We start from the raw sequence: 23,863 nt of genomic DNA, 5'->3' as shown, positions 1-23,863 counted from the left end.
CAATTAAATAGCGTCAGAAAGTGACGTAAAGGTAAAGTCACGGATTTTCATTGGCGGTATCAGGTAGCTTCTGTAGGATTCGATACTGATACTTCTTTCTACCTTACCGAGCGCCTCTACGTTATTCAGCATAATCACAGGGCTTTCGTTGAAGCGGAAATTTTTCACCGGGTATTTGATTTCACCGTTTTCGATATAGAAAGTTCCGTCGCGGGTAAGACCTGTCAGTAACAGGGTTTGCGCATCTACGAGGCGGATGTACCAGAGGCGTGATACCAGGATACCTTTCTCTGTGCTTTTGATCAGCTCTTCCAGGGAGGCATCGCCGCCATCCATGATGATATTGGAAGGCATAGGCATCGGTTTTACGCCTTTCTTATCGGCCCAGAACTGGGAATAGGCCAGGTTTTTCACCACGCCTTTATCGATCCAGCTTGTTTTCTCCTGCGGGAAACCTTCCCTGTTCCAGGTAGAAGCCGGCAGCATAGGATGGAAAGGATCAGAATAGATATTTACCTTTTCATCCATCAGCTGTTCACCGATGCGGTTGCCGCCGCCTTTTTTGCTCATAAAGCTACGTCCTTCGTCGGCACTGCGGGCATCGAGTCCGCGGAACATATTTTCCAGCATATAGGTAGCTGCTACCGGCTCGAGGATAACGGTATATTTACCAGGTTCGAGTGCTTTAGCGCCTGCGCTGCTGTTGGCTTTCTGAGCTGCTATTTTGGTGGCAGCCAGGGTATCCAGTTTGGAAATATCATTGAAGCCACGGCCGGCGAAACCGGAGCCGGTACCAGCACTGTTACGGGTAGTGATGGTAAAGATGACGTTGGTATCCTTTTCGTAGGCGAAGAGGCCTTTGGAATTGAGGATCGCATTGAAGCCGGTCGTATTTTCGATAAAGCCGGCAGCTTCCAGCTGTGCATCTTTGGCGGCGTTGATACTTTTTGCTACGGCTTCCGCACGGTCATCGGGCGTCATTTTAGCGGTAGCTTCCACGTAACCGTCAGACTCCTTAAAAGTAGCAGGACCGCGCAGCGGCGTATATTCCGGATTTTCCGGCGCCAGTTTGGCCAGTTCTTCTGCACGGGCCACCACACGTTTGAGCGCCGCATCATCGAATTCGTTGATAGTAGCAGTACCGGCGCGTTTTCCGAAACCGGAGGTAACGCTGAGGGTAATGGTACTGATATCTCCTGCAGTGGATATATTGTTGCGGGCATAGCGGATATTACCGCCTTCGGTACCACGCAGACTAATTTCGCATTCATCTGCTTTGGAGTACGACAGCACTTTTTGCATCAGTGCCTGAGCTTCTTCTCTATTTAAAATTGCCATTGTAGTAGTTATCAGATGTTACGAGCGGTGTTGATTACGTTTACTCCGTTAAAGCGGGTGGTGGAGCTACCGTGAGAAACAGCGTTTGACTGTCCGGGTTGTCCTTTACCATCGTTGAAGGCGCCACCGAGGCGGTAATCGCTTTTATCGGCGATTGCCGTGCAGCTATTCCAGAATTCCTGGGTATTAGCCTGGTAGGCCACATCTTTAAGCATACCTACGATCTGGCCGTTTTTGATTTCGTAGAATGTTTGTCCGCCGAACTGGAAGTTATAACGTTGCTGATCGATACTGAAAGAGCCATCACCGATAATGTAGATACCTTTTTCCACGTTTTTGATCATATCGTTTACGCTGAGCGGCGACTTACCTGGTTGCAGGGAAACGTTTGGCATACGCTGGAACTGAACATCTGACCAGCTTTGTGCATAGCAGCAGCCTTGAGATTGTTTAAGGCCGATGATATGTGCCTGGTCTCTGATAGCCTGGTAGTTGACGAGGGTACCGTTTTTGATGAGATCCCACTGGCCGCATTTCACGCCTTCATCATCGTAGCCAACGGCGCCGAGGGAGCCTGGCTGTAATTTATCGGCTACTACGTTTACCAGTTTACTACCGAAGTTGAAGTTGCCGGATTTCCATTTGTCCAGGGTCAGGAAGCTGGTGCCGGCGTAGTTGGCTTCATAGCCCAGCACGCGGTCCAGTTCTGTAGGGTGTGCCACTGATTCGTGGATGGTCAGCCAGAGGTGAGAAGGATCGAGAACGAGGTCGTATTTACCTGGTTGTACGGAGGTAGCCTTCAATTTCTGGTTTACATCTGTGGTGGCGTTTTTCACGTCTTCGAGCATATCGTACCTGTTACGGTAACGGGTAACGATGCCCTGTACTTTATCTTCCGGACGGGCGGTCAGGTATTCGTAACCCATTCCCATCGGGGAACTGAGTGATTTACGCGTTTCGAATTTACCGATGCTACGGTCAATTTTAGTAACGGTAAAGGTCGGGAAGATGCGGTGAACGTCCTGATCGATGTAGGAACCGTCAGTAGAGGCAAAATATTTCTGCTCATTTACCGCGAGTATGGCGGAGTTAACGAAACTGGCGCCACCTTTGAGGGCGATGTCGTTTACGTTCAGCAGCAGGTCTACTTTGTCTTTCACCGGTACGGCAAAGGTGTTTTGCAGAACAGGCGTTTTCCAGCTCACTTCACCATAACCCTGCTGGGGAGCCAGCTGTACAGGTTCTGTGTTGACGCGGCTGTTTGCTTTGGCAACGGCAACGGCTCTTTCGGCCGCTTTGGCGATACCCTCGCGGGTTACTTCGTTGGTGGCAGCAAAGCCCCAGGCGCCGTTGGCAATCACGCGGATGCCTACACCGAAAGATTCTGTGTTGGCAATGTTCTGTACCCTTGTTTCACGGGTGGTAATGAACTGGTTCAGATAGCGGCCTATACGAACATCCGCATAGGAAGCACCTTTCGACTTCGCTGTGTTGAGTGCAACATCAGCCAGTTCTTTTTTTACTCTTACGTCGATACCATCATTTAAAAAAGCAGATGGATCAACAGGAGTGCCGAAGGCAAACTTCGGGAGGACGAGCGCTCCCAGCCCCATGGCTGACAGCTGGATAAAGTCTTTACGTTTCAAAACTGTTGATTTGGTTAGATTTGGTTAGACTTAGATTTCGTTGGCTCACAGGGTAATATAAGTCAGCAATAGCACAAACAATCGTGTTATTCTCATCAGCTATAAAACCACTATATTTCTATTCTTCTCTAAACTAATTTTTTTTCTTGTCTTTTTATAACCGCTGGTCATAATTTCTTTTCCAGCCACAGGAAAATCATGGCCAGGAGCAGTGGCACCAGCCACCACCACGCCAGCTGGCGGACATTTTCTATTGTCTCATTGCTTTCCTGCGAATGTACCGCAGGCCGCAACCCCTTCCAGTCATCTTCTCCATAAACATATATTTCAAATACATGCTGATCAATACTGATAGCGTGCCACCCTTTTTGCAATGGCCACCAGGAAGCATTCCAGGTATCCGGTAGCATAGGTTGCCCTGCGAGCGGCAGGTTCAAATCATCTGCCAGCAGACTCCCATCATGCAGCGGCTGCCGGCTGTTAAGCTTCAGCGTTATTTCATTGCTGACCAGCGGAAAATCAGGTGCTACAGAAAGCTCCATTTCCGGCTTACTTTTGCGCGCTGCCCTGCTGATAATATTTGCCCAATAACGGCTGTAGGCAAGCGTATCGCCCGACAGCTGCCAGCTGTAGGTGTCGTTGCGACCCAGGGTTACTACCTGCGCAGCCCCCTGTTGATGAAACACCGGCGAAAGCCTGGCGGCATTACTATCCGGCTTCAACAACATACCAATATCCTGTTGCTGCATATAGGCATAGAGGCCATTCATTTCAGCGGTGGTCAGTGTATGTTTGTCTGTTACGATCAGGTCGAAATCATTCAGCAGTGCTGGATTTAACAGATCCAGGCGGCGCTCCTGCATATTGGAGAACCGGGTAGCATACTGCGTTGCTGCCACCCTGGACCGCATGGCTACCGCCGCGCCCCGCTGTGAGAGCCAATCGGCCAGGAAGCGGTTTTCAAAATCCGGGTTCGCTGCCAGGAAAAGCACGCGTAGGTCAAGCATAGGCTTCACTATTACCGGTACCAGCTCAGCGGCAAGTGTATCCCTGCCAGCGAGCGCCAGCAGCTGCAATACGCCGGGCCCCAGGAAAGGTGGCACAGTACTGAGCTTGAACGTACTATCCCTTCCGGCAGCTATCAGGGCACTGTCTCTTGTCTGCCCGGCGAAAGTTAGTTTCAGCGCGACATTACTGGCAGTGGTATTTCTGAACCTACCCTGGAGGTGTAATGGCTGGAGGTAAGGCAGCTGCCGTTGCCAGCCGGCAGCGGTAAATGCCGGTGGTAATTTATCGGGGTCCTTTGACAACCTATTTTCCGGTTTTTCCGGGGCGGGATAATATCGAAAATTGCCTAAGAAAAACAGGCTCAGTAAAGCTATCACCGTGGCGGCAAGGCGCCATGGCAGCCTTCGGCGGTCGGGCCGAAGGTATTCCTTCCTTAGCAATACCACCAGCAGTAACAGTAGCAGGACAGGAAATATATAGTGCCAATGCTGTGTCATCTGATATGGCTGTTTTTGAGTTGTCTTAAATAAATCTCCTGCAACCTGTTGAAACTGGAAACATCCGGCTGTGGCAGTATTTCAGGTGGCAGCAGCTGCACCAGACTTTGCTGTGCTGCACGTATATGCGCTGCCGTTATATCTCCTTTGATGATCTGTTGCAATGCCTGCATACTGCGGAGATATTTTGCCGGCTCAGCTGCCGCGGCTGCATTAAGTTTCAGCAATGCCTGCCGCAATACCTGCAAAGCAGTATCGTTCATTTTCGTTTGTGCACCGACGTTATCCAGTACTGCAATAGCCACCCTGATAGTGATATTGGGATCATCTCTCTTTAAAACCTGTTTAATAATTGCAGGGTTTATTTTGTCCTGATCACCGGCTAAACGCTTCTCTGGCTTGAGGGGAGTTGTTTTCACCCCTGTTTTGGGCACAAAGGCCCTTGATTTCTGTTGCAAATCCTTGAGCAGGCGCAGCGCCTTATATTCATAAGGAAGTGCCTCCTGCGGCTTATAAAGGCGTAATTGCAATTCTGCCTTCCACATTTCATTGAGGGTTGCTTTTAATTGCTGTTTTATTTCCGGGTCAAAGAAGGTAGCATCTTCCGCATTATCATGCTTGTCGGTGTAGGCGTCTATGATTTTTGCCGCATTGCCAAAGTCGGCAGCACTTTCTGCTTCGTGGTGCTCATGGCCATCATGGTCGTGGTCATCCCCTACCCTGCTATCGCCGATATTTGATTCCGCCTCTTCTCCCAAAAACTTACCATACCGCAGGCGCAATATTTTCTGATCGGCTGCCAGGTCATTGCTGCGCGTATTGAAGCGTGTGGTGCCTAAACTATCTTTTGCACTGATCAGCGCTTCTGTTTCGATAATAATCTGCCGCTGGCTACGGAAGTATTCAGGTTTGATATTCACCGCATTGGCAAGGCCTTCCATACTGAAAAGCGCCGCAGTATCAGGAAGCGTAACGATCATCACATCCGACAACGTTTGCTGATTACGTGTATCCGTCGCAGTTATACTAAAATACAATTCATCGCCCGACTTCATACCTAAGCTACTGAGATCCAGCTGACGGCTGCCGTTAAAGGATGCCGGCTGCCCGTTCAGTGATTCCCCGAAGGTCAGGTTCACTTCCCTGAACTTCACGGCTTCTCCACTGCCACTGGCAATGGTTCCATTAATACCGGCCTTGCTGATCCCATAATCATCTGTGATAACCGTATTGATCTGCAATACGGGCTTTTGTCCGAATGCGATACTGGTATTAGGTTGTGGCTGCACTACCTTTATCAGTGGCGGATGATCGGGGATGATCTGTAACTGATAATAGGCCGAGAGCAAGGTATCTAGCTGCACCTGGTAGAATCCCTGGTGTGTGATACACCGGGAAGCAGTCCAGTGGCTACTATCCGTATCCGGCGTCATCATTATTCGTGTACTGTCGCTGAAAAGGAGTGTCACCGTTGCCGGAGCATGTGTGGTAGTAATTTTCCACGTGACCATTGTACTATCAGGAACCAGCAGATCGTACTGTTGCTGCTGCCGCGAAGGCAGTCTGGTATAGGCCGGTGGCTGAATGCTAATTTCTACACCATTCGTGCCCGGTATTTTCTCAGTAGTAGTCACCTTATTAATTTCAGCCTTCGGCAGATGATTTCCGCGTATACCGACAACAAAACACAGTCCCGCTACAATCAGCCAGCAGCCTATCGTTGCAGGTATTGCCCGGTAAAATCTTCGCGGGAGTTTTAGTTGAGCCAGCAAAGGAGTCATCTTTGCCAGCTGCATTTTCTCTGGCAGGGTCAATTCAGCTGTATCCCGTAAACATAAGCCGGCACTGTCTTCCAGCTCAGGAAACTGCTGATTGAGATAGGTAGCAATTTCAGTAAGTCCAGGTACATGTCTGTAGAAATTGAGCAGAAAAACCGCTGCATATACGAGACCTGCAATGATGCCACCACGGCCAAGAAGAAAGTAGCCCAGCACACCTACGGCCACGGCCTGCAACAGGATGGTGCTTATCCGTAAGGCAATCCATTGCTTACGAATCCGTAATAAGATTGGATTATACATCGGCTACCTCCTTTTTCCTTTGTAATGACAGGAGTCTCTCCACTGCTATTATTAGCAGCAATAGTAACAGCAATGTATCGCGCAGGTCAATTGTTTTAACCGGTGCATTGCGTTTATTCTTTTCAGGTACTTTAGCCGGCAGCAATTGTTTTGCATCTATGGCACGAAGATCATGCATACCTGGGGCTGGCACCGGAACAAGTACATCCAGCAAATATAATGGCAGCTGACCAGTTATTACTGCATCGTTCCATTCAGGATGCAGATGCGTATACAACGTATATTGGTTGCCGTTCTTTCCTACCAGCGGATAACCGCCATTATCGCGGTAAAGAATCGTGTCAGTTTTTTCCGGAACAGCAAATCTTTTATAAATATTACAATTGCCGGCAGCCATGGTATCTGTAATAACAGCCCCGGATGCCGCATATTTCAAAATATACCGGGCACTCACATTCGTCGGCAGCGGCTTCTCGGACAACCAGCATAACCAGTCGGGGCTTTGATTTGCCGATAGCTCCCTGAAAATAATTTTCCTGCCGGAATAGTCCTGCACGGCCATAATAGCGGCACGCAGGTAGCGACTATCAGCGACCTGGTCATCTGCATACAAACAAACCGATAGCGGCGAAAGCGGCGTACCTGCTACCCTGGAAACCTGCTGATAAGTTATACCATTCCAGGCAGCAGTACCATTCACTTCTCTTACACTATCCTTATCCAAGGCAAACGTATAGGCATTCCAGTTACCGACCGTATCTTTATTAGTATAGGTATACCAATGCAGCATGAGGTCCGTAGCGATTCTAGTGCCATGAAAACGGCGTTGCTGGTTTCCTGAAAAGACATACAACGGAAAATCGGCCGGCACCAGCGTTTCCAACCGTTTGAGCAAAGACCAGTACGATTCAGTAGCAGTATCGTTTACAGGCAGATGTTTGATATTGATACGCGTAAATGCGGTATCGAAGCGGCGCAGCTCACAACCAGACTCGATGAGCGAATCTATCGTCTTTTTAAAATGCGGATAGGCGCGATCTTCCAGGATGATCCATCCACGATGCTCTTTAGAGAACGGAGATTTCCACTGTAGCTGGGACAGGAGCAGCGCCAGTAACAGCAGGAATATACACCGTAATAGCAGCAAAAGTAATTCTGATAAGCCCAGGCTCCTGGAGTGCCTGACAGTAGCCGGCTTCAGCAGCTGAATACTCCCAATCCGCAGTATACGGCCGGGTTTGCGATGCCACATATGTATCAGTACCGGAACAATGATGCCGGCAGACAAAAACATCCATATCGGTTGCAGCAGGTGTAGCAAGGTTATCTTCTTATTTTATTGTATTGCAGCAGGAAATCTCTCAATGCTATATCCAGTGGCGATTGCACAGACATCTGCTGATACAGGATTCCTTTTTCTGTTAAATGCTGTTGCAGCCGGGCCGTAAACCTGGCCCATAGCTGCGCATAAGCCGTTGCGTCTATTGCACCGTCCAGCTGGAGTATTTCTCCCGTTTCCAGGTCTTCAACGGCCTGATAGCCCTTAAAACTGCCCTGGCGTTCATTTTCTCCCACAAGATGAAATGCCAGCACCTGGTGTTGCATGGCCGACAGGGTATCCATCAGCTGCATGATTTCAGATTGCTGTTCATAGAAATCGGAGACAAAAACAAATAGCTGTCGCTTATGAGGCCCAGTGAATAATTGTTTCAGTGCGGCGGGGTGCTGAAAGTTGCCTCCAGGCTGTATTTGCTCCAGCTGATAATAGAATCGCGCCATATGCTGTGTTTCCCGCCTCGCAGCGAGGGAAAACACCTGTGCAGACTGCATCACCGAAAGTCCGGTAGCATCACCCTGCTGGTGCGACAGGTAGCCTATTGCAGCTGCCAGGTAGCGGGCATAATCGATTTTGGTAATGCCCTGATCTTCGTGCAGCATAGAATTACTGGCATCAATGATCAGCTGTATATCGATACTGGTTTCAATTTCTGATTGCCGTATATAATATCTGTCTGACCGTGCATACATTTTCCAGTCGAGCCAGCGCAGGTCGTCGCTGGGCTGATAGCTTCTGTACTGGCTGAATTCCAGTCCGGCACCTTTCATGCGGCTGGCGTGCATACCCGACAGGAGTCCGTCTGCCACTGTTTTAGCAGCCAGTTGCAAATCCTTTATTGCCAGTACCGTTTTTGGATGCAGCAGTGTTGTCATGCTTTTCAGGATAAGCTGGTTGCGATTCTGGTAATTTTTTGCAGGAGGATATTGGTAACATCATCCGTTTGGAGACCTTCTGCTTCCGCTTTGAAGTTTAGCAGTATTCTATGTCGGAGCACTGGTAGCGCCATGGTTTTAATATCCGCCATGGTTACAGCAAAGCGGCCATGGAGGAGTGCCAGTGCCTTAGCAGTAAGGATGAGTGCCTGTCCGGCACGGGGGCCGGCACCCCAGCGTACCAGTTCCCTGATTTCCGTTACTTCCGTAGTGGCGGGCCTGGTGGCGCGTATGAGGCGGCTGACATAATGTATCAGTTCCGGATCTATGGCAACCTCCCTTACAAACTGCTGTAGTTGCAGGATATCGGCGGCATTGAGCACAGGAGTTACCTGTACTTTTTTGCTGCCGGTGGTACCGGCGAGGATCGCTGTTTCTTCCTGTTCGCCGGGGTAGCCGATGCGGATATACAGGAGGAACCTGTCCAGCTGCGCTTCCGGCAGCGGGTAGGTACCAGATTGCTCGATGGGATTTTGTGTAGCCAGGATGAAGAAGGGCCTGTCCAGCGGGTATGTTTGTCCGGCGTAGGTCACTTCAAACTCCTGCATTGCCTCCAATAGTGCAGATTGTGTCTTCGGTGGTGTCCGGTTTATTTCATCCGCGAGGATGATATTGGCGAATAGCGGGCCCTTATTGAATTTAAAGAAGCGTTTACCGGTGATATGATCTTCTTCCAGCACTTCCGTACCGATGATATCTGTGGGCATCAGGTCGGGTGTAAACTGGATACGGCGGAAAGGCAGGTCCAGGGCTTGCGCCAGGGTGCGTACCAGGAGCGTTTTAGCCAGGCCCGGCACCCCTTCCAGGAGGCAGTGGCCACCAGCCAGCATACTTACCAACACCTCATCCAGTACAGTTTCCTGGCCTACAATAACTTTTTGTATTTCCCGGCGGAGCACAGGCAATTTTTGCAGTAACTGCTGCAACATATTCTCATTAAGCATCATACCATCGGTTTAGCGAAGAAAGTTGGTTGTGGCAAATTTCCATTAGCCGCCCACAAAGTAATAACAATCACTTACATTTAATAACCGGTCATCCTTAATATGCTGCGTCCGTCTATCCATCTTTCTGATAAAAATTAAAAAATGCCTTATCTTGACCGTCGCTGCTTATAAGAACTATGGCTGGGAATACATTTACATTTGTCCGACTACGATATCATTCCGGCGACTGGGATACCGACCAGCGCATGCCTTCCAATATTCTCAATTCGTTGATAGAATATACCACGATTCCTGTAGCTATGCAGGAGAAGGTCATTGATTTGAGTAGTCCGGAGATTTTTCAGTATCCTTTCTGCTACCTGAGCGGGCATAAACTGGTACAGTTCGACAGTAAGGAGGCGGCCAATTTCAAACAATATGTGCAGCATGGCGGATTTGTATTTGTGGACGACTGCAACCATGATATAGACGGGCTGTTTGCCAGGTCTTTCGAAAAACAGATGGCGGCGCTGTTTGGCGCTAATGCATTAAAAAAAATCCCCAACAACCATGCGATTTATCACTCCTTTTTCAAGTTTGAGCAGGGTCCGCCGAATACTTCCTTTGAACTGAATGGCTGGGGCGACGACCTGGTACATGAGTATTTAAAGGCTATTGAAGTGAATGGTCGTATAGGCGTATTGTATAGCAATAAAGACTATGGATGTGAGTGGGATTATGATTTTCGCAACAAGCGATTCTTAGCGGAAGATAATACGAAATTCGGCATCAATATAATCGTGTATGCATTACAGTGATAACCATTTTATCATTTTGACAAATCCGCTGTAACCCTTTATTTTATTGGACTTACCCAACCTTTTACAACAACAATTTATTAACAAAATAATTTTTCTTTAAATAGAAAAAGCGGTTTAATTTTGGTCATCATTAACCCTCAATCGTTACAACAAAAGATGATTAAACCGATTCATGTAGCGCCGATTATCGGAGGATAAGAAAATATTCCCGGTACGCATTGTTCCTCTCCAGTGTGCGTCCGGAATAGATAGCAGAAAAACCTGCAGCATGCTACGATGCTGTTTATTCATGATTGAATAGTGATGCAACCTGAGATTGCGCTTTTATTTATGTCCTTATTTTTTTGGGAAGATGGGAATGCAGTATAGCTGTGTTTATGGGATTGCATTTCATTGACGGGGATTTTGTGGGATATACTTTTAGAATGTATTTAGGTAAATATTTTTTTAACAATTAAAAACGATGACCATGTTTAAACCAGTATCCAGACCAATCGCAGACACACCTGCCTTATATGGCAAGGCGGCAAAAAAGTTCCGTAAAGAAACGGAGAAAAATGCTCACAAAAGAACAAGTCCAGAGGAAATTGAAAGGATAAAGAGAAATTTTGAAAAATTTAAAGCCATACAACAATTCGAATGACATCTTTGAAACAACTGCCTTTTAAATACAAAGGCCGACAACAAAATATTGTATCTCCGAAGTATATTTTTCATCTAAATAAATTTTAAACTTAAAACTATGGCACGTCCAATTGCAGAAACGCCGCATTTAAAAGGTAAAGCGGCTAAAATTTTCCTTGATGATGTCAGGAAGAATGCTCACAAGAGAGCCACAAAAGAAGAAAAGGAAAGAATAAAAAAAAATTATGAAATGATAAAATCCATTGCGCGATTCGAATGGTCATAAATAGGTTCAACCTTGTCAAGTTAACCCAAAACACAATCATCAAACCCTTTAACTGTGGAGATCAAGACTTGAATGATTTCTTATTCAATCATGCTCATAGATATTCAAAGGAGTTATTAACAGTAACCTATCTTGTAGAAACTGATACTGAAACTGTAGCTTTCTTCAGTTTACTGAATGACAAAATTTCATTTGAGGATGCAAGTAGCAAAAATCAATGGAAGAAAATACAGGGTCATTTGCACGGTAAAAAAAGAACACCTGCGAATAGTTTCCCAGCTGCAAAAATAGGCCGTTTGGGTGTTACAGATTCTATCCAAAATCAAGGTATTGGTGCCTCCATACTGGATTTCATAAAGAATCTTTTTCTAAATAACAACAAAACCGGTTGTAAATTTATCACTGTAGATGCATATCACCAATCGGTCAAATTCTATGAAAAGAATGGCTTTAGATATTTTCCGGCCAAATCAACAGACGGCCATACAGCAATGATGTATTTTGATTTAATATATCTTGATTAACCGACAAAATAATAGTCTAGTTAGTCAACTGAACTGAACAATCCCCTACTACTAATATCCGAGCCAATGCTTTGCTTGCAAACACAAAGCATAACCGGCTATCCTCAACAACCATCTTGCTGGGCCTTCCTTCAGCAATGAATGAACCACTTCCTGTGTCTTTACAATTAGTGTCACCTGCATAGACAACTATGTAGAATGGCAGTCTATTGTATAGATCAGGGAAAATTTGCTGTTTGTAGTAGTAGGAAGAGGAGATTACAGGCTGTTGTAAAACATAAAAGCTATATCACAGCAAACATACTGTGATATAGCTTTTATAAATATTGCCATAATACCAGATTTCACCGCATGGCACGAGGATTTTATTATTAGTAGTGATGCGACGCATTACTGTATAACTTATTGCATATATACTGAGCAGCGCTACTTGGCGTGCTATTATCTCACAACAGCTAAATGCAACATCACGCAGGGAAATAGCGTTTCAGAAATTCCGCTGTCCGGCCAATACCGCCGTGAGCCACACTTTCAGGCGTACCGGCCGCTACAATCTTCCCGCCTTCTTCGCCGGCACCCGGCCCTATATCGATGACCCAATCCGCGCCGGCCAGCACCCGCATATTATGCTCTACCACTATCACGGTATTCCCGGCTTCTACCAATAAATTCAACTGCGACATCAATCTGTCCACATCGGCAGGATGCAGGCCTGTTGTTGGCTCATCAAGGACATACAACGTATTTCCTTTGCCCATACGCTGCAACTCCGTAGCCAGCTTTATACGCTGTGCCTCTCCGCCGGAAAGCTCCGTGGCCGGTTGTCCCAGGCGTAGATAGCCCAGCCCTACTTCCTTCAGCACATGCAAAGAATGATGAACAGCTGCATCATCCCCAAAAAATTCGTAGGCATCATTTACCGTCAGTTGCAAGACATCGGCAATAGATTTCTCTTTATATTTTATCTCCAGCGTTTTGGCATTATACCTGGCGCCATGGCAGGTAGGACAAGGTGCATATACGCTTGGCAGGAATAATAATTCTACCATAACAAAGCCTTCTCCGTTACAGGTTTCACACCGCCCCTTCGGCATGTTGAAGGAGAACCTGCCGGCATCATATTTCCTGGCCTTAGCCGCAGGGGTAGCCGCAAATATTTTTCTTACATGATCGAATAAGCCCGTATAGGTAGCGAGATTAGATCTGGGCGTACGGCCTATCGCCTTCTGATCTACCAGCACCAGGCGTTTTACCTGGTCCATTCCTGCCGTGATACGGCCATCCGTAGTAGCTGCCGATTGCTGGTCTATATCAGCGGCTTCTTCCTCGGATTGGATATTGGTGCCAAGGTGCCCGGCTACCAGTTCTACCAGGGCCTGACTCACCAGGCTGGATTTTCCAGAACCTGAAACACCCGTTACTGCCGTGAAGCAATGTAGCGGAAAGTTGGCTGCCAGTTGATGCAGGTTATTCCTGGTAACATCTTTTAGTTTCAGCCATGCGTCGGTGCTACGTGGCGAATGCGGAATCAATTTTTGTTTATTGAACAGGTAGGCGGCAGTAACAGAAGTAGCTATTTTTTCCAGATCAGGCGTACGGCCACTGAAAAGCACCTGCCCTCCTTCTGTGCCGGCACGGGGCCCTACATCTACGATCCAGTCGGCATGACGGATAACATCCAGGTCATGTTCCACTACAAACAATGAATTGCCGGCAGCTTTGAGTCTGTCCAGGGCACGTAGCAATGCCTGCGTATCGGCAGGATGCAGTCCGGCAGAAGGTTCATCCAGCACGTATACCACCCCGAATAAATTGGAGCGTACCTGTGTGGCGAGGCGGAGGCGTTGCAGTTCTCCGGGGGATAGCGTTGGCGTGCTTCTGTCCAGCGAAAGGTAGCCAAGCCCAAGGTCCATGAGCACCTGCAAGCGGGCTACGAGGTCGCCGGCGATGCGTTGTACCACGATTGCTTTCTCCGGATGCTTTTTATCTTCCTTCGGTTGCAGCTTTTCCTGCATCAGCTGAAAGAGTCTTTTTAGTGGTAGCTGCGCCATGTCTGCGATATCCATGCCTGCAAATTTTACAGACAGCGAAGCAGGTTTCAGGCGCTTACCATGACAGGTGGGGCATTCTGTACTGAGCATATACTGCGACACCCTTTTCTTCATCATAGCACTTTGGGTGCTGGAGAAAGTATGCATGACATATTTTCTGACGCCCATGAAAGTGCCCATATAACTGGGTTCAGCTTTTCGTTTCAGGGCCGCCTTCACCTCTTCCGGGGTAAAGCCGGCGTATACGGGCACGGTAGGCTGTTCATCGGTAAAGAGTATCCATTGTCGTTGTTTTGCCGGGAGATCTTTCCAGGGGATATCTACATCGTAACCCAGGGTCGTGAGTATGTCGCGGTAGTTCTGGCCCTGCCAGGCGGTGGGCCATGCGGCAACGGCTCTTTCCCGTATGGTGAGGGTATTGTCGGGCACCATGGATTGTTCCGTAACATCGTAGATGCGGCCCATACCATGACATTGCGGACAGGCACCTTCGGGGGAATTAGCAGAGAAGGCTTCGGCATGGATGATCTCCTGGCCTTTGGGATAATCGCCGGCCCTGGAGTACAACATGCGCACCAGGTTACTCAGGGTGGTTACACTGCCAACAGAAGAGCGGGTGGTGGGAGTACCGCGTTGCTGCTGCAGGGCTACGGCTGGTGGCAGACCGTCGATTTCGTCGACTTCCGGTACCGGCATCTGGTGAAATAGTCTGCGGGCGTAGGGAGATACCGATTCGAGGTAGCGGCGCTGTGCTTCGGCATATAGGGTACCGAATGCCAGCGAGGATTTGCCGGAGCCGGAAACACCAGTAAAAACTACCAGGGCATCCCGGGGTATCTGCACGTCAATATTTTTGAGGTTATGTTCACGGGCACCTCTCACATTCACAAAGCCTGCTAATGGGCTCACAGGGGATTTTTGCTGCATAGGGCAAGCGCCACAAAGATAATGCCGTTGACAAAAAAGGCTGATCTCTATTTAGCAGAGATCAGCCTTTGTCAGGAAAATACTGTCAATCCAGTATAATTATTTTACAGAGAATTTATATACAGTTGTTTGTGCGTAGGTTTCACCTGGTTTCAGGATAACATTCGGGAATGAAGGCTGATTAGGTGAATCCGGGAAATGTTGTGTTTCCAGGCACAATGCACCATGTTGTGGGTATTTTTTTCCACCAGCGGTGAATTGTAAGGTTCCATCCAGGAAGTTGCCGGAATAGAACTGTATACCAGGTTGTGTGGTAGCCACTTCCATGTAGCGGCCGGAGGCCGGATGATAGAGGGTTGCTACTGTTTCCAGGTCTCCTTCTTTTTTGTCCAGCACCCAGTTATGGTCGAAGCCACCTTTCACTGCGGCAATGTCTTTACCTACCTTTTTAGGAGCGGTGAAGTCCATCGGTGTGCCTTTAACATCTGTAAGTTTGCCGGTAGGTATCAGCTGATCATTTACAGGAGTGTATTTGCTGGCTTTGAGCGACAGTTCATGGTCGAGGATGGTGCTGTCTGCGCCGGCAGAGAGGTTAAAATAGGCGTGGTTGGTGAGGTTTACCGGGGTAGCCTTATCTGTAGTAGCTTTATAGTCAATACGGAGGGCATTTTCCGGTGTGAGTGTATACATCACTTTGGCAACGAGGTTGCCAGGATAGCCTTCTTCTCCATCTTTGCTGCTATAGGAGAGCTCGAGGGTACTGTCGCCCTGCTGTGTGGCCTGCCATACTACCTTATCGAAACCTTTGAGGCCACCGTGGAGTGTATTGCCATGATCGTTGGCTGCCAGCGGATAGCTTTGGCCATCGAGGGTAAATTTAGCATTGGCGATACGGTTGGCATACCTGCCTATCAGGGCGCCGAAGTATGGCTGTCCTTTTTGCTGATAGCCTGCCAGCGTGTCGTAGGATAATACTACGTTTCCAAGGGTACCGTTTTTATCCGGAGTGATGATATCGGTGATGGTACCACCGTAGTTCAGGATTTTCACCTGCATGCCGGCGGCGTTGCGGAGGGTATATTGCAGTACCTGCTGACCATCCGACTCGCCGTAGGGGCGTGCCTGTTGTGCTGCTATCATTGTATCTTTTTTAGTTGCTGTCTCTGTGGTGCCGGATTGATTGTGACAGGATGCCAGCGTTGCGCCGGAGATCAATAGGGTGGAAAGTGCCCTGGAGCTGAATTTCATAACGTAACAAAGTTATTTTGTGTAAGAAAATACAATAACTAAATATCGTGATTATCTCCCTAACCCCAAACACTAAACGCACTACTTTATGTTAATCATTGGTTAGTCCGACAATCCAACAGCACAAATTAATTCTTAGCATCCAGGATTGCAAGCCACCCTCCCAAAATGGAAAACCACCTCCTCATTTTGATATACCCTGTCTATCTTCCCAAAACAGCAACAAAACACAATCATCTGCAAATCAATTAATTATAAAAATAACATTTTGTATAGCAGTGCTGGCATTTCATTCGCTGCAACTTTTATATAAATAATCAGGAGATGACATTAAGAACAAAGCTAACGCTGGGGCTCACCTTCCTTTTTCTGATGGCGCTCGCCATCAGTATGACGGGAGTATACCAGATATACCGCTATAACGACAACGTGAAACAGGTGTTAAAGCAGAACCTGCATTCCATCATGTTCTCCAACAATATGCTGCAGGCAATGGAAAGCCGGCCAGTGCAGTTTGATTCGCTGCAGTATAACCTTCAGTTGCAACAAGCCAATATCACCGAACCGGGAGAAGCCAACGTTACCGAAAAAGCGGTATCACTCTCCCAAGACCTCCGGCAACACCCCGATGACGCAGCGCTCACGGAACAACTACGGCTGGCCATCCTGCAGATATCGTCCATTAACCAGCAGGCCATCATCCAGAAAAATGCGGCAGCGTCTGTCGTAGCCAACAGAGCCATGCTTACACTGTCTGTTATCACGATGGTACTGCTGGGCGTGTCTATCATTTTCATCGCCAGCTTCCCGGCCATTGTTACCAAACCTGTACAACTGCTCACCGCAGGCATACGCCAGGTATCCAACAAACACTACCAGACCCGCATTAACGTCTCCCGAAAGGATGAATTCGGAGAACTGGTGGCTGTTTTTAATATGATGGCGGAACAATTGCATGCCTACGACACCAGTAATACAAAACAGATAAAAACGGCCAAAAACAATATTGAAACAATCATTAACCAGATTAATGACGGTATCATCGGATATGACAAGGATCAGCATCTGATTTTCGCGAATAGTATTATCAAAGACATCAGTGAAGCCAGGAAGCAGTCTGGCCAGGAATTCCTGCAATCGATACACTCCGCCCCTCCCGGATCACAGTTGTGCCTGCCCTACAAGCAAGACAACCGCGTATTTGTCAAGGAAGTGTTTAAAGTAAGCAACGAACATGACGAGACAGGAGAAGTGATTGTATTGCGGGATATCAGCGCTGCAGCGGCATTTGCGGCTGAAAAAACAAAATTCATCGCAGCAGCATCACATGAACTTAAAACACCGATCGCCTCCATGAAAATGAGTATTTCCTTGCTGCAAGACAGTCGCACCGGCCCACTGGGCGGTGAACAGCTGGAACTACTCCAAAGCATACACGAAGACACCGAACGCATCTTACAAATCAGCAGCGACCTGCTGGAATTTACGCAACAAAAGATAGCGGCCATTCCTGGGGCATCATCCTATCAGCGCTGATTATAAACAGCGCTGACAACAACATACTGGTTACAACAAAATAAGCTACAACAAATGCATACGGGAACCGTACTGCTGGTGGAGGATGAGGAAAAACTCCGCCAGCTTTTAAAGCGCATCATTGCGCTGGAAGGCTTTCAGGTACTGACAGCAGAAAATATCAAAGCCGCCAGGCACTTACTTCACACCGAACAACCAGACGTCATTCTCAGCGATGTCATGCTGCCAGACGGCAATGGCATTGACCTTGTCAGCCATATCCGGGAACGGGGCATCATCGCAGAAATCATACTGCTCACTGCCTACGGCAATATCGCCGATGGCGTACGCGCCATTAAAGACGGGGCTTTCGACTACATTACCAAAGGGAATGACAACATGCGCATCATTCCACTCCTGCACCGTGCCATGGAAAAAGTACAGCTGCAACGCAGGATCCAGCAGCTACAAACCAAGCTACAGGACCATCAGCCTTCCTTTGATACCCTGATAGGTTTCAGTGCCGCCATCAAAGAAGCGAGGCAGCAGGCAGCCCAGGCAGCACCCAGCGATGCGGCCGTATTACTCTCCGGCGAAACAGGATCAGGGAAAGAGATGTTTGCACAAGCCATCCACCGGGCCAGCAGCCGCGCCCATAAAGACTTCCTGGCCATCAACTGCAGTGCCATCGGCAGAGATATTATGGAAAGTGAGATCTTTGGCTATAAAGCCGGCGCCTTTACCGGCGCTATCAAAAATAAAAGAGGGCTGATTGAAGAAGCCAGCGATGGTACGCTCTTCCTCGATGAAATCGGCGAAATGCCGCTGGACCTTCAGGCAAAACTACTGCGCGTACTTGAAACAAGCGAATTTATTAAAGTTGGCGACACCAAAGTAACGAAAGTGAATATACGAATTATCGCGGCCACCAACCGCCGACTCGAAGAAGAAATAGCACAGGGGCGGTTTCGCGAAGACCTTTACTATCGCCTGAATGTTTTCATGATACACCTCCCTCCCCTGCGTGAACGCGCCGAGGATATCCCACTTTTTGCCAGCCATTTCCTGCAATATTTCGCAGGTAAAACAAATAAACAGATAGATGGTATGAGCCCGGCCTTCCTCCAACAATTAAAAGACCATTCCTGGAATGGTAATATCCGTGAACTTAAAAATGTCATGGAAAGGGCCATCATACTTACTTCAGGGAACATACTCACGCCGGAAGTATTACCACTGGAGTTCAGACTGGAACGTAACCCGGCGAAAAACAGGTCCACCTTTGATCTTGCAGTAGTAGAACAACAGCATATCCGGTGGGTCATCGACTATGTAAACGGGAATAAGTCGAAAGCTGCCAGGTTATTGAATATAGGGTTATCGACCCTGTATAGGAAAATGGAGGAGTATAAGTTATCTTAATATTTTTCCTGTAAACAAAAGTGGGTCTCTACTTCGTAGAGACCCACTTTTGTTTTATTTTTTATTGCCCTGCCTGCGGCAGGGCAATAAAATTCTTTGAGCGCTAGAATCTTACGATTAGATCCATGGCACCAGTAAACTGATATCCTTTAGTACCGTTATCGTATGGTGTGGCATCATTTGTCCAGGCTTTTTCATAGCGGATTTCAGGGCGTATCCTGATCAGGTTATTGAAATGATGCACCCATCCGATGGTGTGGCTGCTATAAGCAGTAGTAAAGCCCGTACGGTTTCCCTGGGGATCATTCAGGAAATCATTCCTGATGGAGAGGTAGTCTTTCTTAGGTGACAGCTGGATTTCGAAGTAGTTTACGGCGCCTACGGCAGATGCTATACCGGGAATAGTGGCACCGAGGCCTGTACCCATATACCAGTCTTTGCCGGGGCCTTGTATGGCCGTACCTCCCACTGCCGCATCATGTTGCCACATGTAATATACCTCTGTATTCATGTGCACTTTCTCACTGAATTTATGCCCCCAGGTAGTCACGACCATTTGCAGGTTATCGTGTGCATCTTTATAATAACCACGGCCGAGGGAATTGATACCGCCATATAATGAGTTGCGGTTATTATTGGATACCCAGCGAACCATGAACAGTCCGTTCAGACTTGCGGAGCTGCTCCATGGCGCCATATCATTACCTGCATGGGCGCCGGCAGCCAGCTGCCAGTGTTCATTCAATCGCAGTACGGCGTGTACACCGGTAAACGTATAGGGATCTACGGTAAACATCAGCGAGTGAGAGTACAGGTAATTATCCGGCGCCCACTGCGCTTCAATATCCGCAGGAGAAATAAAACGACCTACTTTAATGAGCAAGCCCTGTGCTACCTTGGGGATGTAGAGCATACCATATACCTGTGTCGGATCATAACCATACAGGTGATTATATTTCAAGAGCTGATCACTGAAGATACCTTTAGCGAGAGTATAACGATAATCGGTACCAAAGATATTATCTACCACAAAACCCCAGTCTACATGGTCGGTCTGGACTGTATTGGGTTGTCTTTCTGCGCGTAAAATCAGCTGGTCGAGTACGGGCCTGTTGGGCACGAGGTTATAGCTGGTAGGCGCATTGGAATTTTTGGAGGTGCTGACGTTCATACCTACACTTGCCCAGCCATAAATTTTAATACGGCTTTTACTTCCTGCCAGTCCGAGTGCTTTTGTCAGCGGATAATCAGGCGCGTCTGCGGGGATACCGATAACGGGGCCGCCTACCCATTCTCCGCTGGGGAATGGTGGTGAAGAGATAGGTGATGGCAATGATCTGCCGTTACTTCCGTCTACTGATACAGGTTGGTGTTTTACGGTGGTCGAGTCTACCTGGGCGTATCCCTGATACATGGCACTGGTCAGGATAAGCCCCATTAAAAATACTTTCTTCATGTTTTGGCATGTTTTTTCAAATGCTGCCCAGGATAATCGAATAGTATGCCCTGTTGCAAGAAAATAATGCCGTAAACGGCAAAACCTATACTATTCAATACTTCCCGCATGTAACATTATTGGCATCAGGAAAGTTTGATCTTAAAAAGATATGCAGAAATGGAAAAACCATGTCAAAATGAGAAAAAGACATGTCGGGGGAGGGAAATGTTTCCCATTTTGATAAATATTGTCAAAATGATATGCTTTACCTTTGCAGGAATAGGGAGCGTAGGAAAATTAAGATCCGCTACCATAGCATCTTTACACCAATATTTATAAAAAACAAAAGACAGGCATCTGTCTTGTTTATTATCTACCCAAAAGCAGCACACTCATGAAAAAGCACTTTAAAATGGCAGGCAGCGTGTTACTGGTGATCTCTTTGTATGCTTTGCCAGTAAAGTCACAGGTGAAAACATATGGCATTTACAGTACAATATCCGACTATTTAAATAACCGCCCTTCGTACGGGCCCGATAGTCTGCACAGTGGCAGTTTATACCTGCATGATTTTATCAGCAAGCCTTATATCAGTCTTAAATACAATGGAAATACCCGGCAGATTCCTAAAACGGAGATCTACGCCTTTACCGGCGCCAATGGCACCGTATATCGCCTGCAAGACAACAACCGGTATGAAGTCCTGAATAAAAACGGTCAGTTGCAGCTGTACAGAAGAAAGCAGCAACATACCGGCAAGGATTTATACACAGAAAAATATGATTACTATTTCAGCGCCCGTGGCGGTAATATTCAGCCACTGACAACCTGGAATGTCAAACGTGCCTTTCCGGAACATAAAGAGCTGGCGGATAAAATCGACATCAACTTCCGGCAGGATAATGAGTTATGCGTGTTTGACACCTATCATGGGATGTATAAGCTGGAGTGGTTGTTACAATAGTTTCATTTTGTAGTTAAATAGAGAATCAGTTATACTGAGTCTACGTAACGATTATATAGTGGCGCCTGTTTTTACAGGCGCTTTTTTTATATAGATTTTTAGTTTTCATTTTTTCAGATGCCTTCGGCATCTGAAAAAATGAAAAGGGATCTCACCGCCTACGGCGGTGAGATCCCTTAAACCCTGAAAGAGATTACTTGCGGCGCAACACCCTTAAACCTTGAAAGGGATTCCCTAAGCGGAAACCTCTAATCCTGAAAGGGATTGTCTCAGGCGCGGCACCCTTAAACCTTGAATGGGATTCCCTAAGCGGAAACCTCTAATCCTGAAAGGGATTGTCTCAGGCGCGGCACCCTTAAACCTTGAATGGGATTCCCTAAGCGGAAACTTCAAATCCCGAAAGGGGTTGCCTCAGGCGCGGCCCCCTTAAACCTTGAAAGGGATTCCCTAAGCGGAAACCTCTAATCCTGAAAGGGGTTGCCGCAGGCGGTGAGACCCCTTAAACCCTGAAAGAGATTACCCAAAAAACTATTTAGTTCCAATTACCTGAATGCGATTGATACCTGTCGGCATTGTAGAAGCAGGCAATGAAATACCTATCCAGCTTAGCACAGACGGGAAGATATCTATATTAGAAGGCGCAGTGGTGGCACTCTTGCCATCGAGCACATAGCCAAGCGCATCCCAGCGGTATTTTCCCACTACCTTGAAATCTTTTTTGTAACTGCTATTATCATGCAATACGTTGCCGCCATGATCGTTACCACGCCAGTCGCCAATCAGATTGGCATAATACGGATGCGTAGCATCGATATTACTTAATGGCGCATATTTCTTAATAACATCATCCGGCAGTACCTTATTCCAGATCCTCACATCCATCATATACATATCGATTTCATTATTATCGTTGTATATCACCGGTCTGTAACCAATTACCAACGGGCTCTCCGTCACAATTTCAGGGGCGCCGCCATCAAATGATTCCGATTGCTTTGCCTGACCGTCTACAAATATACTTGCCGTATATCCATGACCGTGAGCAGCACTATACGTATGTTGGAGTGTAGCCGTTATCGTATGAAAGTTACCATCCGCGATGCTGGCAGCAGGGCGTACTTCATCCGCATTGATACCATCCTGGAACGTAAAAGCGATATCGTCATTATCTCTGTAAAATGCCCAACCGGGAATAACATCATCCAGCGAATCACATTTACTCAGAAATGGCGGATACTGATACCGGTAGTTGTTTCTCGGGCCTTTGTTGAATCTTACCTTAGCCTCAATCGTCAGTTCCCCGCTACCTAAATTGTACAATCCACCGTCATAGTTTTCTGCACGGATATAGTTGGACAATCCACCGGTATAACGAACGCCAAGATCGTAATACGCAGGACCATCGAGTCTTTGCGGCGTAATAAGCGGACTATAGTAAATCGTCATGTTATTGCGGTCACCGACAGAGGCCCCTCCCATCTGATTGCCGGTACCACCGCTGGTGTTCTGAATGACTACCAGCCAGTCTTCCTTGGCGGCGTTCTTTCTCGCTTTCAGCGCTGCCAGGATACTACCAATATAGGTATCCACATCCGTCACCGCTTTTCTGTAAGCTGCATTATCCGTAAAGCCCGATTGCAGCCCGGCCAGCGCAGGCCCGTTGAAATTGGCTATCAGCACATCCGGATTATTGCTGTTCAGCTCCGCAACCGTTGCATCAGCCACCGTTTTATCGCCACCACCATTTACGTTGTAGATCTTGTCTGCCACATTCATGGTGAAATAGTTCAGGTCCGCCCACTGTGAAATGCTGGAGACCTTCGCCTGGTTATTATCGTCCTTGATATAATATAAAAAACTATTATAGTAAGTGATGGCAGTGTGGCTGCCTTCCACAGATCGCGGAATCAACGTACTGTCAATAATTTTGTGCGCTGCCACTGTTCTTCCGGTCATAATGGTAGACCATGCCGCCGCCGGCGTGCTGATCGTATCATTGATGCCGGAGAAAGTATAAACACTTTGCGGCAGCAGCCCTGTAATCACCGGTGTCTTAAAACTCTCCACCAGTGAGGCAACGGCGCCATCAATGCCTATCAGCAATACTTTCCTGTCTTTAAGGGTAGCAGTACCGATCAGCTGCCTGGAGGTATCGGTGTCGTACCGCACCGGCTTCAATACTTCCCTGGTACAGGCACTCAGCGCGATCATTCCCGCCATCGCGGCACCAATCCCGCATTTCAGATATCCTGATAATATTTTCTGCATAGTTCAGT

General features: G+C 47.5%; 18 protein-coding genes. 7 read left to right on the top strand and 11 right to left on the bottom strand.

Annotation, left to right across the window (positions count from 1 at the left end):
* Positions 1-3: 3 nt before the first annotated feature.
* The 7 genes from F3J22_RS12025 to F3J22_RS11995 all read right to left on the bottom strand — a co-directional run bounded on the left by F3J22_RS12025 (position 4) and on the right by F3J22_RS11995 (position 9,788).
* Complete coding sequence (locus F3J22_RS12025; protein ID WP_167017420.1) at positions 4-1,338, bottom strand: TldD/PmbA family protein; 1,335 nt, start codon at positions 1,336-1,338, stop codon at positions 4-6.
* 11 nt (positions 1,339-1,349) lie between these two features.
* Complete coding sequence (locus F3J22_RS12020) at positions 1,350-2,984, bottom strand: TldD/PmbA family protein (RefSeq protein WP_167017418.1); 1,635 nt, start codon at positions 2,982-2,984, stop codon at positions 1,350-1,352.
* Positions 2,985-3,151: 167 nt separating this feature from the next.
* The gene (locus tag F3J22_RS12015) at positions 3,152-4,489 is read right to left on the bottom strand and encodes a hypothetical protein (protein ID WP_167017416.1); all 1,338 of its coding nucleotides are present in this window, start codon (positions 4,487-4,489) and stop codon (positions 3,152-3,154) included.
* Positions 4,486-6,570, bottom strand: a complete 2,085-nt coding sequence (locus tag F3J22_RS12010) for a DUF4175 family protein (RefSeq protein ID WP_167017414.1) — start codon at positions 6,568-6,570, stop codon at positions 4,486-4,488. Before F3J22_RS12010 ends, F3J22_RS12015 begins: the two co-directional genes overlap by 4 nt.
* Positions 6,563-7,891, bottom strand: coding sequence for a BatA domain-containing protein (locus tag F3J22_RS12005; protein WP_167017412.1), 1,329 nt, complete (start codon positions 7,889-7,891; stop codon positions 6,563-6,565). Before F3J22_RS12005 ends, F3J22_RS12010 begins: the two co-directional genes overlap by 8 nt.
* Before the next feature lie 2 nt (positions 7,892-7,893).
* Complete coding sequence (locus tag F3J22_RS12000; protein WP_205195190.1) at positions 7,894-8,781, bottom strand: DUF58 domain-containing protein; 888 nt, start codon at positions 8,779-8,781, stop codon at positions 7,894-7,896.
* A 5-nt stretch (positions 8,782-8,786) separates the two neighbouring features.
* Positions 8,787-9,788: a MoxR family ATPase gene (locus F3J22_RS11995; protein ID WP_167017410.1), complete on the bottom strand. Its 1,002-nt coding sequence runs from the start codon at positions 9,786-9,788 to the stop codon at positions 8,787-8,789.
* Positions 9,789-9,964: 176 nt separating this feature from the next.
* Here F3J22_RS11995 and F3J22_RS11990 point away from each other — a divergent pair, with 176 nt between their 5' ends.
* The 4 genes from F3J22_RS11990 (at position 9,965) to F3J22_RS11975 (ending at position 12,022) form a co-directional block, all read left to right on the top strand.
* Positions 9,965-10,585 carry a DUF4159 domain-containing protein gene (locus tag F3J22_RS11990; protein ID WP_167017408.1) on the top strand — a complete coding sequence of 207 codons (621 nt, stop codon included), beginning with the start codon at positions 9,965-9,967 and terminating at the stop codon, positions 10,583-10,585.
* Between the two features lie 472 nt (positions 10,586-11,057).
* Positions 11,058-11,231 (top strand): hypothetical protein, encoded by a 174-nt coding sequence (locus F3J22_RS11985; RefSeq protein WP_167017407.1) that lies wholly within the window; start codon positions 11,058-11,060, stop codon positions 11,229-11,231.
* A 99-nt stretch (positions 11,232-11,330) separates the two neighbouring features.
* Positions 11,331-11,498, top strand: a complete 168-nt coding sequence (locus tag F3J22_RS11980) for a hypothetical protein (RefSeq protein ID WP_167017405.1) — start codon at positions 11,331-11,333, stop codon at positions 11,496-11,498.
* Positions 11,499-11,566: 68 nt separating this feature from the next.
* Entirely contained in the window at positions 11,567-12,022 is a 456-nt protein-coding gene (locus F3J22_RS11975) for a GNAT family N-acetyltransferase (protein ID WP_205195189.1), read from the top strand.
* A 467-nt stretch (positions 12,023-12,489) separates the two neighbouring features.
* Here the strand turns inward: F3J22_RS11975 and uvrA are convergent, their stop codons facing one another.
* Positions 12,490-14,982, bottom strand: a complete 2,493-nt coding sequence (gene uvrA / locus F3J22_RS11970; protein ID WP_370459412.1) for an excinuclease ABC subunit UvrA — start codon at positions 14,980-14,982, stop codon at positions 12,490-12,492.
* Between the two features lie 117 nt (positions 14,983-15,099).
* Positions 15,100-16,248, bottom strand: a complete 1,149-nt coding sequence (locus F3J22_RS11965; RefSeq protein WP_167017400.1) for an aldose epimerase family protein — start codon at positions 16,246-16,248, stop codon at positions 15,100-15,102.
* A 324-nt stretch (positions 16,249-16,572) separates the two neighbouring features.
* Here F3J22_RS11965 and F3J22_RS11960 point away from each other — a divergent pair, with 324 nt between their 5' ends.
* Both F3J22_RS11960 and F3J22_RS11955 read left to right on the top strand, forming a co-directional pair.
* Positions 16,573-17,784 carry a histidine kinase dimerization/phospho-acceptor domain-containing protein gene (locus F3J22_RS11960; protein WP_167017398.1) on the top strand — a complete coding sequence of 404 codons (1,212 nt, stop codon included), beginning with the start codon at positions 16,573-16,575 and terminating at the stop codon, positions 17,782-17,784.
* Between the two features lie 54 nt (positions 17,785-17,838).
* On the top strand, positions 17,839-19,185 hold the full coding sequence (locus F3J22_RS11955; protein ID WP_167017396.1) for a sigma-54 dependent transcriptional regulator: 1,347 nt from the start codon (positions 17,839-17,841) through the stop codon (positions 19,183-19,185).
* Positions 19,186-19,288: 103 nt separating this feature from the next.
* Here the strand turns inward: F3J22_RS11955 and F3J22_RS11950 are convergent, their stop codons facing one another.
* Positions 19,289-20,641 carry an outer membrane beta-barrel protein gene (locus F3J22_RS11950; RefSeq protein WP_167017394.1) on the bottom strand — a complete coding sequence of 451 codons (1,353 nt, stop codon included), beginning with the start codon at positions 20,639-20,641 and terminating at the stop codon, positions 19,289-19,291.
* Positions 20,642-21,017: 376 nt separating this feature from the next.
* Here F3J22_RS11950 and F3J22_RS11945 point away from each other — a divergent pair, with 376 nt between their 5' ends.
* Positions 21,018-21,587 (top strand): hypothetical protein, encoded by a 570-nt coding sequence (locus tag F3J22_RS11945; RefSeq protein ID WP_167017392.1) that lies wholly within the window; start codon positions 21,018-21,020, stop codon positions 21,585-21,587.
* A gap of 528 nt (positions 21,588-22,115) precedes the next feature.
* Here F3J22_RS11945 and F3J22_RS11940 read toward each other — a convergent pair.
* The gene (locus F3J22_RS11940) at positions 22,116-23,855 is read right to left on the bottom strand and encodes an alkaline phosphatase family protein (RefSeq protein WP_167017390.1); all 1,740 of its coding nucleotides are present in this window, start codon (positions 23,853-23,855) and stop codon (positions 22,116-22,118) included.
* Between the last annotated feature and the right edge of the window lie 8 nt (positions 23,856-23,863).

Origin of the sequence: Chitinophaga sp. Cy-1792 (assembly GCF_011752935.1) — a bacterium.
Lineage (GTDB): Bacteria > Bacteroidota > Bacteroidia > Chitinophagales > Chitinophagaceae > Chitinophaga.
Note: the sequence above shows the minus strand (reverse complement) of the source record. Positions and strands in the feature narration are given on the sequence as shown.